The organism is Streptomyces sp. MGP-P1 (assembly GCF_057766565.1).
This window is the reverse complement of sequence record NZ_JBYMEM010000007.1, coordinates 2,364,430-2,378,745: the sequence shown is the minus strand read 5'-3', so window position 1 is coordinate 2,378,745 and position 14,316 is coordinate 2,364,430. Positions and strand designations below refer to the sequence as shown.

At 72.4% G+C, this 14,316-nt stretch carries 16 protein-coding genes; 5 read left to right on the top strand and 11 right to left on the bottom strand.

Going from position 1 to position 14,316, the window contains the following annotated elements:
- The first annotated feature begins 15 nt into the window (after nt 1-15).
- Nucleotides 16-846 (top strand): AAC(3) family N-acetyltransferase, encoded by an 831-nt coding sequence (locus tag AC3CH1_RS32165; RefSeq protein WP_488466077.1) that lies wholly within the window; start codon nt 16-18, stop codon nt 844-846.
- Between the two features lie 19 nt (nt 847-865).
- Here the strand turns inward: AC3CH1_RS32165 and AC3CH1_RS32160 are convergent, their stop codons facing one another.
- From AC3CH1_RS32160 to AC3CH1_RS32150, 3 genes are all read right to left on the bottom strand, one after another.
- The gene (locus tag AC3CH1_RS32160; protein ID WP_488466076.1) at nt 866-1,420 is read right to left on the bottom strand and encodes a YbaK/EbsC family protein; all 555 of its coding nucleotides are present in this window, start codon (nt 1,418-1,420) and stop codon (nt 866-868) included.
- A gap of 44 nt (nt 1,421-1,464) precedes the next feature.
- Nucleotides 1,465-2,037 (bottom strand): helix-turn-helix domain-containing protein, encoded by a 573-nt coding sequence (locus AC3CH1_RS32155; RefSeq protein ID WP_488466075.1) that lies wholly within the window; start codon nt 2,035-2,037, stop codon nt 1,465-1,467.
- A 164-nt stretch (nt 2,038-2,201) separates the two neighbouring features.
- The gene (locus tag AC3CH1_RS32150) at nt 2,202-2,951 is read right to left on the bottom strand and encodes an acyltransferase (protein ID WP_488466074.1); all 750 of its coding nucleotides are present in this window, start codon (nt 2,949-2,951) and stop codon (nt 2,202-2,204) included.
- 176 nt (nt 2,952-3,127) lie between these two features.
- On the opposite strand from AC3CH1_RS32150, the gene AC3CH1_RS32145 reads away from it, so the two are divergent.
- On the top strand, nt 3,128-3,658 hold the full coding sequence (locus tag AC3CH1_RS32145; protein ID WP_488466073.1) for a gamma carbonic anhydrase family protein: 531 nt from the start codon (nt 3,128-3,130) through the stop codon (nt 3,656-3,658).
- 104 nt (nt 3,659-3,762) lie between these two features.
- Here the strand turns inward: AC3CH1_RS32145 and AC3CH1_RS32140 are convergent, their stop codons facing one another.
- Nucleotides 3,763-4,200, bottom strand: a complete 438-nt coding sequence (locus AC3CH1_RS32140) for a DUF4442 domain-containing protein (RefSeq protein ID WP_488466788.1) — start codon at nt 4,198-4,200, stop codon at nt 3,763-3,765.
- 121 nt (nt 4,201-4,321) lie between these two features.
- Between AC3CH1_RS32140 and AC3CH1_RS32135 the strand changes: the two genes are divergently transcribed.
- The gene (locus AC3CH1_RS32135) at nt 4,322-5,413 is read left to right on the top strand and encodes a DUF8017 domain-containing protein (protein ID WP_488466072.1); all 1,092 of its coding nucleotides are present in this window, start codon (nt 4,322-4,324) and stop codon (nt 5,411-5,413) included.
- Between the two features lie 47 nt (nt 5,414-5,460).
- Here the strand turns inward: AC3CH1_RS32135 and AC3CH1_RS32130 are convergent, their stop codons facing one another.
- The 3 genes from AC3CH1_RS32130 to AC3CH1_RS32120 all read right to left on the bottom strand — a co-directional run bounded on the left by AC3CH1_RS32130 (nt 5,461) and on the right by AC3CH1_RS32120 (nt 8,565).
- Nucleotides 5,461-6,306, bottom strand: a complete 846-nt coding sequence (locus AC3CH1_RS32130) for a spermidine synthase (protein WP_488466071.1) — start codon at nt 6,304-6,306, stop codon at nt 5,461-5,463.
- A 71-nt stretch (nt 6,307-6,377) separates the two neighbouring features.
- Nucleotides 6,378-7,553, bottom strand: a complete 1,176-nt coding sequence (gene tuf, locus AC3CH1_RS32125) for an elongation factor Tu (protein ID WP_488466070.1) — start codon at nt 7,551-7,553, stop codon at nt 6,378-6,380.
- Nucleotides 7,554-7,851: 298 nt separating this feature from the next.
- The gene (locus AC3CH1_RS32120) at nt 7,852-8,565 is read right to left on the bottom strand and encodes a DNA alkylation repair protein (protein WP_488466069.1); all 714 of its coding nucleotides are present in this window, start codon (nt 8,563-8,565) and stop codon (nt 7,852-7,854) included.
- 49 nt (nt 8,566-8,614) lie between these two features.
- Between AC3CH1_RS32120 and AC3CH1_RS32115 the strand changes: the two genes are divergently transcribed.
- Together AC3CH1_RS32115 and AC3CH1_RS32110 are read left to right on the top strand one after the other, a co-directional pair.
- Nucleotides 8,615-9,337 (top strand): TVP38/TMEM64 family protein, encoded by a 723-nt coding sequence (locus AC3CH1_RS32115; RefSeq protein WP_488466068.1) that lies wholly within the window; start codon nt 8,615-8,617, stop codon nt 9,335-9,337.
- Nucleotides 9,338-9,515: 178 nt separating this feature from the next.
- On the top strand, nt 9,516-10,397 hold the full coding sequence (locus AC3CH1_RS32110; protein WP_488466067.1) for an undecaprenyl-diphosphate phosphatase: 882 nt from the start codon (nt 9,516-9,518) through the stop codon (nt 10,395-10,397).
- A gap of 196 nt (nt 10,398-10,593) precedes the next feature.
- Here AC3CH1_RS32110 and AC3CH1_RS32105 read toward each other — a convergent pair whose 3' ends face one another.
- From AC3CH1_RS32105 to AC3CH1_RS32090, 4 genes are read right to left on the bottom strand one after another with little or no spacing between them, the layout of a single operon-like run.
- Nucleotides 10,594-11,100, bottom strand: coding sequence for a MarR family winged helix-turn-helix transcriptional regulator (locus AC3CH1_RS32105; protein ID WP_488466066.1), 507 nt, complete (start codon nt 11,098-11,100; stop codon nt 10,594-10,596).
- A gap of 50 nt (nt 11,101-11,150) precedes the next feature.
- Nucleotides 11,151-11,549: an STAS domain-containing protein gene (locus AC3CH1_RS32100; protein ID WP_488466065.1), complete on the bottom strand. Its 399-nt coding sequence runs from the start codon at nt 11,547-11,549 to the stop codon at nt 11,151-11,153.
- Nucleotides 11,546-12,640 carry a cobalamin B12-binding domain-containing protein gene (locus AC3CH1_RS32095; protein WP_488466064.1) on the bottom strand — a complete coding sequence of 365 codons (1,095 nt, stop codon included), beginning with the start codon at nt 12,638-12,640 and terminating at the stop codon, nt 11,546-11,548. Before AC3CH1_RS32095 ends, AC3CH1_RS32100 begins: the two co-directional genes overlap by 4 nt.
- Entirely contained in the window at nt 12,637-14,190 is a 1,554-nt protein-coding gene (locus AC3CH1_RS32090; protein WP_488466063.1) for a PP2C family protein-serine/threonine phosphatase, read from the bottom strand. Before AC3CH1_RS32090 ends, AC3CH1_RS32095 begins: the two co-directional genes overlap by 4 nt.
- Nucleotides 14,191-14,316 lie beyond the last annotated feature (126 nt).

Here is a 14,316-nt window from a genome sequence, read left to right as displayed (position 1 = left end):
GGAAGAATCACCGCCGTGGACGACGTACTCGACGCGGACGTGCTCGACGGGGCCCGGACGACGGCAGCTCTGACCGCGCTGGGCGTGCGGCCCGGCGACGTGCTCCTGGTGCACGCCTCGCTGCGCTCGCTGGGACCGGTCTCGGACGGCGCCCGGGGCGTGCTGGGCGCGCTGCGCCGGGCCGTGGGGCCGGAGGGGACCCTGGTGGTCCCCTCCTTCACCCCGGAGAACTCCGACACCTCCCCGCACTACCGCGAGCGGGTACGGGGCCTGGACGCGGGGGCCGTCGACGCCGTGCGGGCCTCGATGGAGCCGTACGACCCGGCGCTGACCCCCGCGCCGTCGATGGGTGCGCTGGCCGAGACCGTACGGACGGCTCCGGGGGCCGGGCGCAGCGCGCATCCGCAGACCTCGTTCGCGGCGCTCGGCCCGGACGCGGCACGCCTGCTCGCCGGGCACCGGGCGGACTGCCATCTCGGGGAGGACTCGCCGCTGGCCCGGCTGTACGAGGCGGATGCCCGGATCCTGCTGCTCGGCACCGGCTACGCCACGTGTACGGCGTTCCATCTGGGCGAGTACCGGATGCCCGGTCCGCCGCGCCGGGGTTACCGCTGTGTGGTGACGTCGCGGGGGGTGCGCCGGTGGTGGGGTTACGAGGATGTCGCCCTGGACGACGGGGACTTCGCCGCCCTGGGCGCGGCGTTCGAGGATGCCGCGGCGGACGGTGCCGTACGCGCGGGACGCGTGGGCGCGGCCGACTGCAGGCTCGTCCGGCTGCGCCCCGCCGTCGACTTCGCCACGGACTGGCTCACGGAGCACCGGTCCGGCCGCCCGATGGGACGTTGAGGCGCCCGCGAAGAGCGGCTCAGACGCCGAGGCCCTCGACGAGGACGGCGCCCGGGAGGGCAGCGAGCGCCTTGCCGGGGACGATGAGCTTGCCGCGTCGGCTGCCGCTGCCGATCAGGACCCATTCCTCGTCCACCACGGCGGGGTCCAGCAGGAGGGGCCAGGCGGCGGGCAGGCCGATCGGGGTGATGCCGCCGTACTCCATGCCGCTCTCGCCGACCGCCGTGTCCATCGAGGCGAACGAGGCCTTGCGGGCGCCGAGGTGTCTGCGGACCGCCCCGTTGACGTCGACCCGGGTGCGGGAGAGCACCACGCAGGCGGCGAGGGTGACGTCCTGGCCGCGCTTGCCCGCCACGACGACGCAGTTGGCCGAGGAGTCCAGCAGTTCCACGCCGTAGTGCTCGGCGAAGACCGCGGTGTCGGCGACGGCCGGGTCGCTGTCGACGTGGATGACCTGCTCGGCGGTGAAATCGCCCCAGCCGGCGGTCAGGGCCGTGACGACGGGGGCGGGGAGCAGGTCGAGCCGTTCCGCGGCGGGAGCGGCGTCCTCGAAGGTACCGATGGGTGCGCGCATGGCACTCACGCTAACAGCGGCGGGGTCGGGTCCGGCCAGGCGTCTCAGCGGACGGGCGGGATGGCGACGGCCATGGTGAACACGGACGGTTCGGAGCCCTCGTTGCGGTAGCCGTGCGGCACGTGCGCCTCGAAGGTGGCGGAGGTTCCGGCGGGGACGAGGTGGGTGCGGCCGTCGACGACCAGGGTCAGTTCGCCCTCGGTCGCGTGGAGGAGTTCGACGGTGCCCTCGGGGTGCGGGTCGGAGGAGGTGCCTTCTCCGGGCATCAGCCGACAGGTCCACAGTTCGAGCGGGCCGCGGGCCTCGGCGCCGACGAGGAGTGTCTTGGAGCTGCCCGCCCCGGTGGACCATATGCGGACGGCCCGGCTCTCCGGGACCAGCCGGACCTGGGCGCCCTGCTCGTGTTCGAGGAGGGTGGTGATGCTGATGCCGAGCGCGTCGGCCAGTTTGACGGTGGTGCCGACGCTCGGGTTCGTCCGCGCCTGCTCGATCTGGATGATCATCCCGCGGCTGACCCCGGCGCGGGCCGCGAGGGCGTCGAGGGTGAAGCCGCGCTCCCCCCGCCAGCGTTTGAGGTTGCGGGCCAGCGACTGGGTGAGCTGGTCGAGGTCGGGCACGTACCGTCCCTGCGGTGGATGGCGGAGTTCGGGTGGCGGAGTGCGCCGTACCGGGTGCGACGTGCTGAGTGCGGAGTCGTGTACGGCGCATGCCGGGGTCAAGAATATTGCACCGCCGTACGGTGTGTTTCCCGCGTCCGGCGGGCTGTGCCGCCACCGCCGCCCTACGGCGTTTCGCGCGCCTCGTCCAGCTCCGCGAGGGCCAGCAGCTGTTCGGGCGTGACGCCCTCGGGGATCGGCACGGGCGCCGGTGTGCGCAGGGGCGGCTGCCAGCCCTTCTCCGGGTCCCAGCTGCGGACGACGCGGGCGGGGGCCCCCGCGACCACGGCGTGGTCGGGCACCTCGCCCCGGACGACAGCGCCCGCGGCGACCACGACGTTCCGGCCGAGCCGGGCGCCGGGCAGGATCACCGCGCCGGTGCCGATCCAGCAGCCGGGCCCGATCGCCACCGGTTCCATCCGGGGCCACTGTTTGCCCACGGGCTCGTGCGGGTCGTCGTAGCTGTGGTTGGTCGAGGTGATGTAGACGTACGGGCCGCAGTACGTGTCGGGGCCGATCGTCACCGTCGTGTCCGCGATCACGTGGCTGCCGCGCCCCAGCACCACGCCGTCGCCCAGCGTGAGGACGGTGTCGGGGCCGAGGTCCAGGTCCGGCATCATCCCGGCCGTGAGCGTGACCTGCTCGCCGATGACGCAGTGCGCGCCGAGCTCGATCCACGGCTCCCCGAAGACGGTCCCCTGCGGGAAGGCGAGCCGGGTCCCCGTGCCGATTGCGCGGAACCGCAGCCGCCCGGGGTGCTCGGCGGTGACCGCGCCCACCCGCTGTGCCCAGGCCCAGCCGAGGTGGACCGCGCGGGAGGCGGCACGGCGCGGCCGGCGGGAGAGGAAGGAGAACGCGTTTCGGTTCTTCGGCACGCGCTCACGGTAGTCGGCGGCGCGGTGGGCGACCCGTGCGATGACCTGTGATGTTCGCCCCACCGGGCGGCGTGCGCGGGGAGCCGTCCCCTACCGTGTGAGGCGGCCCGGTCCGGCGGATCCGACGATTCGGCGGGAAGGCCCAGGAGCACCACACCGGCGCGAAGGAGCAGGCGATGGCGGAGCAGGCGTTGATCACGGGCATGGGCGGCAAGGAGCCGGACATCGACGTGGACGCGTTCGTGGCCCCGACCTCCGTGGTGATCGGCGAGGTCACGCTCGCCCCGGGCTCCAGCGTCTGGTACCAGGCCGTGCTGCGGGCCGACTGCGGTCCCATCACGCTCGGCCCCGACAGCAATATCCAGGACAACTGCAGCGCGCACACCGACCCCGGTTTCCCGCTCACCGTGGGCGCTCGGGTCTCGGTCGGCCACAACGCGGTGCTGCACGGCTGTGTGATCGAGGACGACGTGCTGGTGGGAATGGGCGCCACGGTGCTCAACGGCGCGCACATCGGGGCGGGTTCGCTGGTCGCGGCGCAGGCGCTGGTGCCGCAGGGGATGCGGGTGCCGCCGGGCTCGCTCGTCGCGGGGGTGCCCGCGAAGGTGAGGCGGCCGCTGACCGTCGAGGAGCTGGAGGGCATCCGCTTCAACGCGGCCGGGTACGTGGAGCTGGCCAAGGCCCACCGCGAGGCGCACGGGGGCTGAGGCCCGGACCTGGCAGCACAGCGCACCGGGCCGCCGCCCCTCCTGTGTTCGGGGAGGGGCGGCGGCCCGGATGCGTACGGCCGATTCTCAGCCGCCGGGACCTCTCAGCTGTTGGGGCGCAGGGTCCACACCACGGTCATCTCGCCGGTGACGGCGCCGTCGGCGCGCCGGATCTCGATGGCGACGGGGAATTCCGGCCGCTGTCCGGCGTCCAGCTCGGCGACGACGTCGGCTATGGGGCGGCCGAGGGTCGCGGTCGCCGTGACCTCGCCCTTGGCGAGCTTCTTGTAGCCGATCTCCGCCTTCACGGCGAGCGGCACGGCGCGCGACATCTGGTCGCCGAAGGCGGCGATGACGATCGCGCCGCTGGCGGACTCGGCGAGCGTGAACATCGCTCCGGCGTGGGGTCCGCCGAGGTGGTTGTGGTACTGCGCCTGGTCGGGCAGCCGGACGACGGCGCGCTCCGGGGTCGTCTCCAGGAAGTCGAGGTCGAGGGTGCGGGCCATCGGGACCGTCGCGACGAGCATCTCGCCCACGGTCATCTGTTCAGCGCTCATGCCCGAAGGTTACTCATCAGTAGCACCGTTTGGCCATCCCCTTGTGACGGCTCTGGGACAGGGCGGCCGTAGAAGTGGCCGGACGGCCCATCTATGGTTACTGGCCATGTGGCCAGGAACGCAGCCGCCCGGGGGCGAGCAGAACCCGCAGGACCAGAATCAGAACCCGTACCAGCAGCCGGGGTACCAGCAGCCGAATCCCTATCAGCAACCGGGATATCCGCCGCAGGGCCAGCCGGGGCAGCCCACGGAGCCGGGCTACGGGTACCCGCAGGGACCGCCCGCCGGGCAGCCCGGGTACCAGCAGCCGAATCCCTACCAGCAGCCGACGGTGCCGCAGTACGCCGTCCCGGGTCCGCCCGGCGGGCCGAAGCCCGGCGACGACAAGAAGAAGACGACGATCGTGGCGATCGTCGCGGCGACCGCGGTCGTGGTCGCGGCGGGCGTCACCGGTTTCCTCGTGCTCGGCAAGGACGACGACGGCAGGACCGTCGCCGACGACAAGAAGTCCGCGTCGCCGAGCGCCAAGCCCAGCGAGGCGGACACCGGCTCCGCACCGCCCGCGGAGAACCCGCGGGGCTCCGAGAGCGACCCCAAGCCGGTCGTTCCGGGCTGGAAGGTCGTCACCAACCCCAAGTGGGGTACGCAGTTCGACGTTCCCGGTGACTGGGAGGTCGCGAGCTCGGGGATGTTCTCCGGATTCGAGGACGCCAAGGAGCCCACCGGCAAGCCGGTCGCCGGCTTCTCCGCACCCGCCTACTACAAGAGCAAGTGGTGCGTCGACGACTCCGACGGGGACGGCAGCGAGGAGGACACCGGGCTGGCCGGCGTCGGGACGAAGGGCGCCCAGGGCGCCAAGAGCACCGACGAGGCCGCGAGGATCGAGGCTGCCAACTGGGTGTGGGCCGCCTACGCCCAGCTGGACCCCAAGACCAAGGTCAAGACCGGCAAACCCAAGGCGTTCACCACCGAGTCGGGTCTCTCCGGCAGCGTCGTGCAGGGCACCGCGCTGGGCCTCGCCAACAAGGAGAAGTGCGACAGCGACGGGAAGTCGATCGCCTTCTCCTTCAAGAACTCCAAGGGCGACTTCTCGACCTGGGTCCTCTACGCCGCCGCCGGCGTCAAGGACGAGCTTCCGGACACCACCATCCAGAAGATCCTGAGCACGGTCCGCCTCTCCGGTGAGCCCACCGGCTGACCGGCCGCGCCCCGTCCGTTCCCGCCCCCGAACCGCCCGCCGGAGCCTCAGCCGACGCTGAAGGCTCCGGCGGGCGGTTCGGGCGAGGCGACCGCGTCCACGTCCGCCACCGGGCGGGCCCTGCCGATGAACCGGGTCAGCGCGGGTCCGTGGGTGACCCGTGCGGGGAAGGCGTCGGCGGCGCAGGCGCGGACGAGCGGGGCCACGTCGAGGGGCTCGCAGGAGGCGAGCAGGACGACGTTGCCGAAGCGCCGCCCGCGCAGCACGGCCGGTTCCCCGATCAGCGCGAGTTCCGGGAAGACCGCGGCGAAGTTCGCCAGCTGGGAGCGGAGGAAGGCGAACGGCGCGCTGTCGGCCAGGTTGGCGGCGTAGATCCCGTCCCCGCGCAGCGCCCGGCCCGCGGCCCGCGCGTACTCGACGGAGGTCAGGTGCGCCGGAACACGGGAGCCGCCGAAGACGTCCGCGATCAGGAGGTCGGCGGAGGCGGGCGCCGCCGCCTCCAGCCGCTCCCGGGCGTCGGCCGCGTGCAGGGAGATGCCGCCGCCCTCGGGCAGCGGCAGGTGGTCCCGGACCAGCCGCAGCAGCTCGTGGTCCGCGTCGACGACGTCCTGGCGCGATCCGGGGCGGGTCGCCGACACGTAGCGCGGCAGGGTCAGCGCCCCGCCGCCCAGGTGCAGGATGTCCAGGGGCTCGCCCGGCCCGGTCGCGCCGTCCACGACGTGGGCGAGCCGGCGCACGTACTCGAACTCCAGGTGGGACGGGTCGTCGAGGTCGACGTAGGACTGGGGGGCGTCGTCGACCGTGAGCAGCCAGGCCCGGTCGCGGTCCACGTCGGGCAGCAGCCGGGCGGTGCCGCGGTCGACCTCGCGGATGACGGGTATCGGCTCGTTCACGCCTCCATTGTCGCCTCTCGCGCACCGCTGCCCGCCACCCCCGGGGCGGGGGTGGCGGGCAGTGGTGGTGCTCAGAGCAGCGCGGTGACCGTGCCCGCGCCGACCGTGCGGCCGCCCTCGCGGATCGCGAAGCCGAGACCGGACTCCAGTGGCACGTCACGGCCCAGCTCCACGGTCATCGTGACCGTGTCGCCGGGGCGCGCGAGGGCCGACTCGCCGAGGTCGACGTCGCCGACGACGTCCGCCGTACGGATGTAGAACTGCGGCCGGTATCCGGTGGTCACCGGGGTCGACCGGCCGCCCTCCTTCGTCGACAGGACGTACACCTGGGCGGTGAACCGGCGGCTCGGCACCACGCTGCCGGGCGCGGCCACGACATGGCCGCGGCGGACCCGGTCGCGCTCCACCCCGCGCAGCAGCAGCGCGACGTTGTCCCCGGCCTCGGCGGACTCCATTGGCTTGCCGAAGGTCTCCAGACCGGTGACGACCGTCTCGACGTCCGCGCCGAGCACCGCGACCCGGTCGCCGACGCGGACGGTGCCGCGCTCGACGGCGCCGGTGACGACGGTGCCCCGGCCGGTGATGGTCAGGACGTTCTCGACGGACAGGAGGAACGGCGCGTCGGTGTAGCGCACCGGAATCGGTACGTACGTGTCGACGGCGTCCAGCAGCCCTTCGATCGCCGCCGTCCACCGTGGGTCGCCCTCCAGCGCCCTGAGCCCGGAGACCCGGACCACGGGGACGGTGTCGCCGCCGTACCCGTGCGCGGAGAGCAGCTCGCGGACCTCCAGCTCGACCAGGTCGGTCAGCTCGGGGTCGCCCGCGTCGGCCTTGTTGAGGGCGACGACGATGTGGTCGACGCCCACTTGACGGGCCAGCAGGACGTGCTCGGCGGTCTGCGGCATGATCCCGTCGAGCGCGGAGACGACGAGGATCGCCCCGTCGAGCTGCGCCGCGCCGGTCACCATGTTCTTGATGTAGTCGGCGTGTCCGGGCATGTCGACGTGTGCGTAGTGGCGGGTGTCGGTCTCGTACTCGACGTGCGCGATGTTGATGGTGATGCCGCGCTGGGCCTCCTCGGGGGCCCGGTCGATCCGGTCGAAGGACACGTAGGAGGTGGAGCTGCCGCCGCGCTCGCTGAGGACCTTGGTGATGGCGGCGGTGAGGGTGGTCTTGCCGTGGTCGACGTGGCCCATGGTGCCGATGTTGAGGTGCGGCTTGGTGCGCACGTATGCCGTCTTGGACATGGCTCGTTCCTTGAAGAACTCGAAGCTGAGAAGAGAAGACCCCAGGGCCCCGCCGACCCTCCCCTTGCGGGGTCCGCCGGACTGTCGGGGGAGGGTCAGCTTCGGGCGCCGCCGATGGGCGCTGCGGCAGCGGTGCACGCTGCCGCTTCCGCGGAGAACGCCGCCGCGAGGGCCGCGTCGTTCGCGGCAGCCTTCGGCGCGTCCGCGACTGCGGACGGCGCTGCGGGGAAGGCGTACCGGAACATGCCCCTGATCATGGCCGGGCGGGGCGTCGGCGTCGAATGGTTTTCCCGACGCCTCAGAGGTTCCTGAGCGCCTCGCGCGCGGAGAGCGGCGACAGGCGGGTCCCGGCTCCCTGGACGAAGTCGCGTACGGCGGTGGGGTCGGTCCTGGCGTACTCCCGCAGGGCCCAGCCGATCGCCTTGCGGAGGAAGAAGTCGGGGTGGTCCGCGCGGCGCAGGCAGTAGCCGAAGAGCCGGTCGGTGTCGGTGGCTTCCCGGTAGCGCAGCTGGTGCAGGAGGGCGGTCCTGGCCGCCCAGAGGCTGGGGTCGTCGATCCACCGGTCCATCTCCCGGGCGAGCGCCGGATCCGCGGCGACCAGAGGTCCCGCGACATGCGCGGCCAGCACGTCGACCGTGTCCCACCGGGGGACGGTGGTCACGAGGTGGTGCAGGACGGGCAGGAAGCCCGAGGTGCAGCGGCCCACGTACCGGCGCAGGTAGTCGGCGGCGAAGTACTGGTACTCCCGCTCCGGCAGCCGCCAGCAGCGCAGCGCGATCGCCGTGCAGTCCGCCTCGTCCGGCCGCCCGGCGCCCGCCAGCACGGTCCGCGACAGGGCCCGGCGCTCGGGGGTGGGGATCCCGAGGAAGGGGGCGACGTGCTTCATGTACGCGGCGGCTCCCTCGGCCCGTACGGGGTCGGCGGCCGGGGCGTAGACGGCGACGAGCCGCTCCAGGACGGTGTCGGCGAGGGTGCTGTCCGGCGGGTCGTGGGCGTCGGCGGCGGGGTTCACGCGAGGCACATTACGGCGATCACACAGCCTTTTCGGTTACTCTCCCCGAATGTTCGACCCCGTCCCCTCCGCCCGGCCCGCCACCGGTCCCGCCCTGCGCCTCTCCCGGGCGCTGCTGTCGCCGTGGTCCCGGTTCTCGCTGCTCGTGGTGGTCCTGCTGGGGGCCGCGTCGACGATGCTGCTGTTCGAACCGCAGCGGCTGCTGGCGTCGGGCTGGCCGGACCAGCTGACCGGGGGCACGGCCGCGATGCTCTTCGGGCTGGCGTACGGGGCGCTGACGGTGGCGTTCGTGCCGCGCCCGCTGCTCAACATCGCCGCGGGCGCGTTGTTCGGCGCGCAGGCGGGTCTCGCGGCGGCGTTGGCGGGCACGGTGCTGGGCGCGGGTGTGTCGTTCATGCTGGGCCGGGTGCTGGGCCAGGACGCGCTGCGGACCCTGTTGCGCGGGAGGCTGCTGACCGCCGCGGACGGGGTGCTGAGCCGGCACGGCTTCCGGTCCGTCCTGGCGCTGCGGCTCTTCCCCGGGGTCCCGTTCGCCGCCGCCAACTACTGCGCGGCGACCTCCCGGATGAGCGCTCCGCCGTTCCTCCTGGCCACCGGGCTGGGGTCGATCCCGAACACGGCGGCGTACGTGATAGCCGGCAGCGAGGCCGCGTCGCCGACCTCGCCGGTCTTCCTGGCCGCCATGGCCTTCATCGTGCTGTCCGCTCTCGGCGGGGCGCTGGTCGCCTGGCGCAAGCGCCACCGGCTCGGCCGCGACACGCCGGAGAGCTGAGCGTACGGCGGCACGTGGACGACCGGTGCAGTAGGCCTGACGTTTACCTTCGGGCGATACGCTGCCCGCGACCTCGATGTCCTTGTTGTCCTTGACCGCACTCCGTACTCCGCACGCAGCCGACGGGCCCAGTCGTCCGTGGCCGATGCACGATCACCTCCGGGATGGCCAAAGCCCCATGAGCTGGTTCGAATCATTCGTCCTGGGACTCGTTCAGGGACTGACCGAGTTCCTGCCGATCTCCTCCAGCGCCCATCTGCGGCTGACCGCCGCGTTCGCCGGCTGGCACGACCCGGGGGCCGCCTTCACCGCCATCAGCCAGATCGGCACGGAGGCGGCGGTGCTCATCTACTTCCGCAAGGACATCGCGCGCATCCTGTCGGCGTGGTTCCGCTCGCTGACGGACCGTGCGATGCGCGGTGACCACGACGCCCAGATGGGCTGGCTGGTCATCGTCGGCTCGATCCCCATCGGCGTACTGGGCATCACGCTCAAGGACCAGATCGAGGGGCCGTTCCGCGATCTCCGGCTGATCGCGACGACGCTGATCGGCATGGGCATCGTGCTGGGCATCGCCGACCGGCTGGCCGCGCGCGACGAGTCGGGCGGCAAGCACCGGGTGGTGAAGGAGCGCAAGACGCTCAAGGAGCTGGGGGTCAGGGACGGTCTGATCTTCGGGTTCTGCCAGGCGATGGCGCTGGTCCCCGGGGTCTCCCGGTCGGGCGCGACGATCAGCGGTGGTCTGCTGATGGGCTACACCCGCGAGTCGGCCGCCCGCTACTCGTTCCTGCTGGCGATCCCCGCGGTGCTCGCCTCGGGCGCCTACGAGCTCAAGGACGTGGGCGAGGGGCATATCTCCTGGGGCCCGACGATCTTCGCGACCGTGGTGGCGTTCTTCGTCGGATACGCCGTCATCGCGTGGTTCATGAAGTTCATCACGACCAAGAGCTTCATGCCGTTCGTCATCTACCGCATCCTCCTCGGCATCGTCCTCTTCATCCTGATCTGGGCCGGGGTGCTCAGCCCGCACGCGGGTGAGTCGGCGGGCACCACCCCGTAGGCGTTGCGCGCCCCGCCCGGGAGCAGCCGGGCGGGGCGATCCAGCAGCGCAGCAGCCAGCAGCGCGGATAGATGGTCCCCACCGTACGGCGGGGGTCTGACAACGCCGGGGGCCGACCTCTGTTCGTTCGGCTCCCGCGTTCGGTGACGCGCGGCTCACGCGCACGACGGCGCGTGACGGACGGGACACCCGCTGTTCAGGCTGCGGAGTGGTTGCCGGGTGTGGGGTGTTCCTCGCCATGGGCGGAGTCGAGCTGTTTCTGCAGTCCCGCCAGGCCCCGGGCGAGAGCGCCGCGTTCGCCGGGGGGCATGCCGGCGATGGCCTGGTGGAGCATGGCGTCGCGTTGTTCGCGGATGCGTTGCAGGTGCTCTCTGCCGGTAGGAGTGAGCCGGAGGATGATCTCGCGGCCGTTGTCCGGGCACGGCAGGCGTTCGAGGAAGCCGATGGCTTGCAGACGGTCGCACATGCGGGTCACGGTCGGAGGCGCGGAGGCCAGGCGTTGACACACGGTGCGCATCCGTACGCCCTCTCCACGGTCGACGACGTACATCAGGCGGAGCTGGGATGTGGAGCCGGGTGCTGTCATGCCCGTGGTCGCGTTTCTGGCGTGGTCCCACATCACGTCGAGGAGTTCGACGATGGAGCTCGCGGAGTGGGTGGCCTCCTGCCAGGCCCTGCTGGAAGCGGCCTCTGCTGCGGTCATGATTGCCCGTCGGGTGTGTGCTTCTGCCCGGTGAAGGGCCGGGCAGTGGCTCAGGTGGTGTTCTCCGGTCCGGTGGACCGGGCCCGCATGGGGCTTCCCTCGGCGACCGATCCGGTCGGGGGCGGGGCCGTGAGGTGGTCAAGGGTACCGGTGAGGGCCAGGAGCCGGTCCAGTCTCGCCGGCCGGTCGTCCAGGTGCATCCACACCCCTGCCTCGGTGGTACGGCGACTGATCATCAGCAGGGCGCTGAGTCCCGTGGAGTCGACGGCCCGGAGGCCCGCGCATCCCAGGTGCAGGTCGGTCAGGGTGGGCCGTGCGGTGAGCTGGGCGAGGGCCTCCTGCACGAGGAGATCGGCGTTGTCGTGGTCGAGGTCCCCATGGAGCTCGATGCGGACGCTGTCCTGGGCGTCGACCGTGGTCAGCCGCAGGTGGTCGGGGTGTGTGGTCATACGGTGTTCCCGGCGGCGGTGTGATGGGCGGTGGAAAGGGTGCGTGTCCCGGCCCGGAGGATACGGGAGGCCCGGGGGAAGTCCTTGAGTTCGCGGGCCAGGAGATCCAGGGCCGGCGGCAGACTCGACGCGGGGACGCCCCGGGCCACGAGGACCTGCGCGGTCCAGGCGATGAACCCGGTGAAGAGTTCCTCGTCGTCGAGGTAGAGGGCGGTGGTGAGGAACTCGACGATGTGCGCGAGGTCTTCCGCGGTGCGCTCGCGCTGCAGATCACTGTAGGCACGCATCGCGGGAAAGGCGTCCTCCAGTGCGGTGAGAACGTGACGAACGAGCGAGGCGCCGCTGCGGGAGACCACGGTGTACTCCTGGTCGGCCAGGTGCGGCAGGTCGTCGAACTGCTGGTGGTCGGTCTCCGGCCTGGCAAGCGGCTCCTCGGCGAGGAGGTCGGCGGCGGCGCGGGCGTCGGGGGCCCAGGCGTCAGCGCCCAGCGGCTTCGCGTATCGGCCCCGGGGCCCGAAGGCTGCGCCGCCGACGAGGACGGGGACGCCGACGGCCTGGCAGGCGGTGATCGCCGCGTGCGCGGTGGGGAGCCGGGTGGCGATGGAGCTGGAGAGCGCGACCGCGTCCGCCCGGGTGTTGTGGAGGTGAACGATCAGGTGCGGGGTGGGGACCTGGGCGCCGAGATAGTCGACTCGCCAGCCGCGCAGCTTCAGGACTTCGGCCAGCAGGCGGGCCGGCAGCCCGTGCCACTCACCGTCCACACAGGCCACGGTGATCCGGCCCCGGGTGGCAGCGACGCGGGCGGCGGGGTGCCCGCTCACCGCTGCGACGACCCGTTCGTTGATGGCGGTCGCCGCGTGCTCCTGGGCGACGCTGAGCCTGTTGGCCGCCCATTCCTCACCGACGTGGCCCTGCACCCTGGCGATCACGTCCAGCAGGACGCTCTCGGGGTCGGCCCCGTCGTCGAGTATGCGCAGCACGAGCTCCGCGGCCGCGTGTTCGTCCGCGGTCGAGACGGCGTCCCACAGAAGCCTGGCCGACTGCTCCACGAGTTCGGCCTGGGCAAGGCGGGGCGGGGTGGTCGTTCTCATGCGGTGAACCTGCCCCGGGTATGGCCGTTCACCGCACTGAGATGGTGGGTGCGAGGCGCGGAGATCACGACGACGGCCATGTCGTCGTGGGGTCGGTCGCCCAGCCACTGGGCGGCCAGCATCTGCACGTGTTCCACGATCCCCGCGGCCGGCATACCCGCACATCCGGCGAGCGCGCGCTTGAGGCGCTCGTCCCCGAACAGGTCGTCGCCCATCGGGCCGCCCTTGGCCTCGGTGATGCCGTCGGTGTACAGGACGCAGGACTCCCCGGGGGCCAGCGACACGGCGGCGGTGCTGGCGGAGACGTTCGGGATGGCCCCGATCAGGGTTCCGTGGGTGTCGGCTTCCTCGACGGTGCCGCCCGCGCGGATGATCAGCGGGGTGGGGTGGCCGCCGCTGGTGAGCTTGAGGTCCACCGCACTGCCGCGGCGTACGGCTGAGGCGAGGACCATGGTCGCGAAGCGGGTGTGGTGGGAGCTGAGCAACGCTGTGTTCAGCAGGCTGAGCATCCGCTGGTGGTCGTCGGCCAGTGGCAGCAGGGCGTGCAGCGTGTTGCGGATCTTGCCGGTCAGCACGGCGGCCTCCAGGCCCTTGCCGCACACGTCCCCGAGCGAAACCAGGGAGCCTTCGCCCTCGACGGTCGCCGGGTGGACGTCGTAGAAGTCACCGCCGATACGCTCATGGTCCGCCGAGGGCCGGTAGCCGCCGGCGAAATCCACGCCGGAGATCTGGTGCAGGACCGGGGGCAGGAGTTCACGCGTCAGCATGTCGCTGATCGTGCTCTGCTCCGCGTACAGCCGGGCGGCCGACATCGCCGCTCCCGCACGGGCGGCGAACAACCGGGCGAAGACCTCCTCCTCGTCGCTGAAAACGGCGGTCTCGGTCGCGCGCAGGAGGATGAGCGCTCCGGCCGGGACGCCGTGCCCGGGCAGCGGGGTGATCACGATCGAGCCGACCGGCCCGAACCCCTCGGGCATCATCCACCCGGGGGCCGCGGCCGGGTCGATCCAGCGCGAGGGCACCGGGGGGAACCCGCGCAGCGCCTCCGCCAGCCCCGGCACGCCGTCGAGCTCCCCCGTCATCGTGGTCGTCGCGGGGACACCGCCGCGCACACAGGTCACCACCGGGAGGCGCTGACCACGCGCCGGCGCGATCACGAGTGCCGCGTCGGCGAGGTTCTCGGCGGCCATGCGCGCGGTGACATCCATGCAGCGTCCGAGATTGAGGGAGGCGAGCAGAACGTTGGACGCCTTCGCGAGGAACGCGCTTCGCTCGCGCTCCCTGCGCAGAGCTTCCCGGACGAGCTGATGGGCGGTGTCATCCACCAGCCACCAGGCCACCGAGCCGTCGCCCCGCACCGTGGGGTGCGCCTCGAAGTGGAGCCCGTCGATGTCGCCGCGCACCGTCGCTCCGGTCTCCGGGACGGCGTGCGGGCCGGCGGAGGCGAGCCTGGAGTGTGCGGCACAGAGCCAGGCCGGAGCCACATCCGCCAGGGATGCCCCGGGGACCGCGGCAGGCAGAAGGGGGCCGGCCGCGTCATTGCGCCGCACCACCACGCCTCGGGCGTCAGCGACCAGCACCGGATACGGGGGCCGGCCCCACGGGGAGTCCGACCGCGTGTCCGCAAGGGTTCGCGCTTGGGTGGAAGCCAAATATCGAGGACCCGCTGGGCGGAT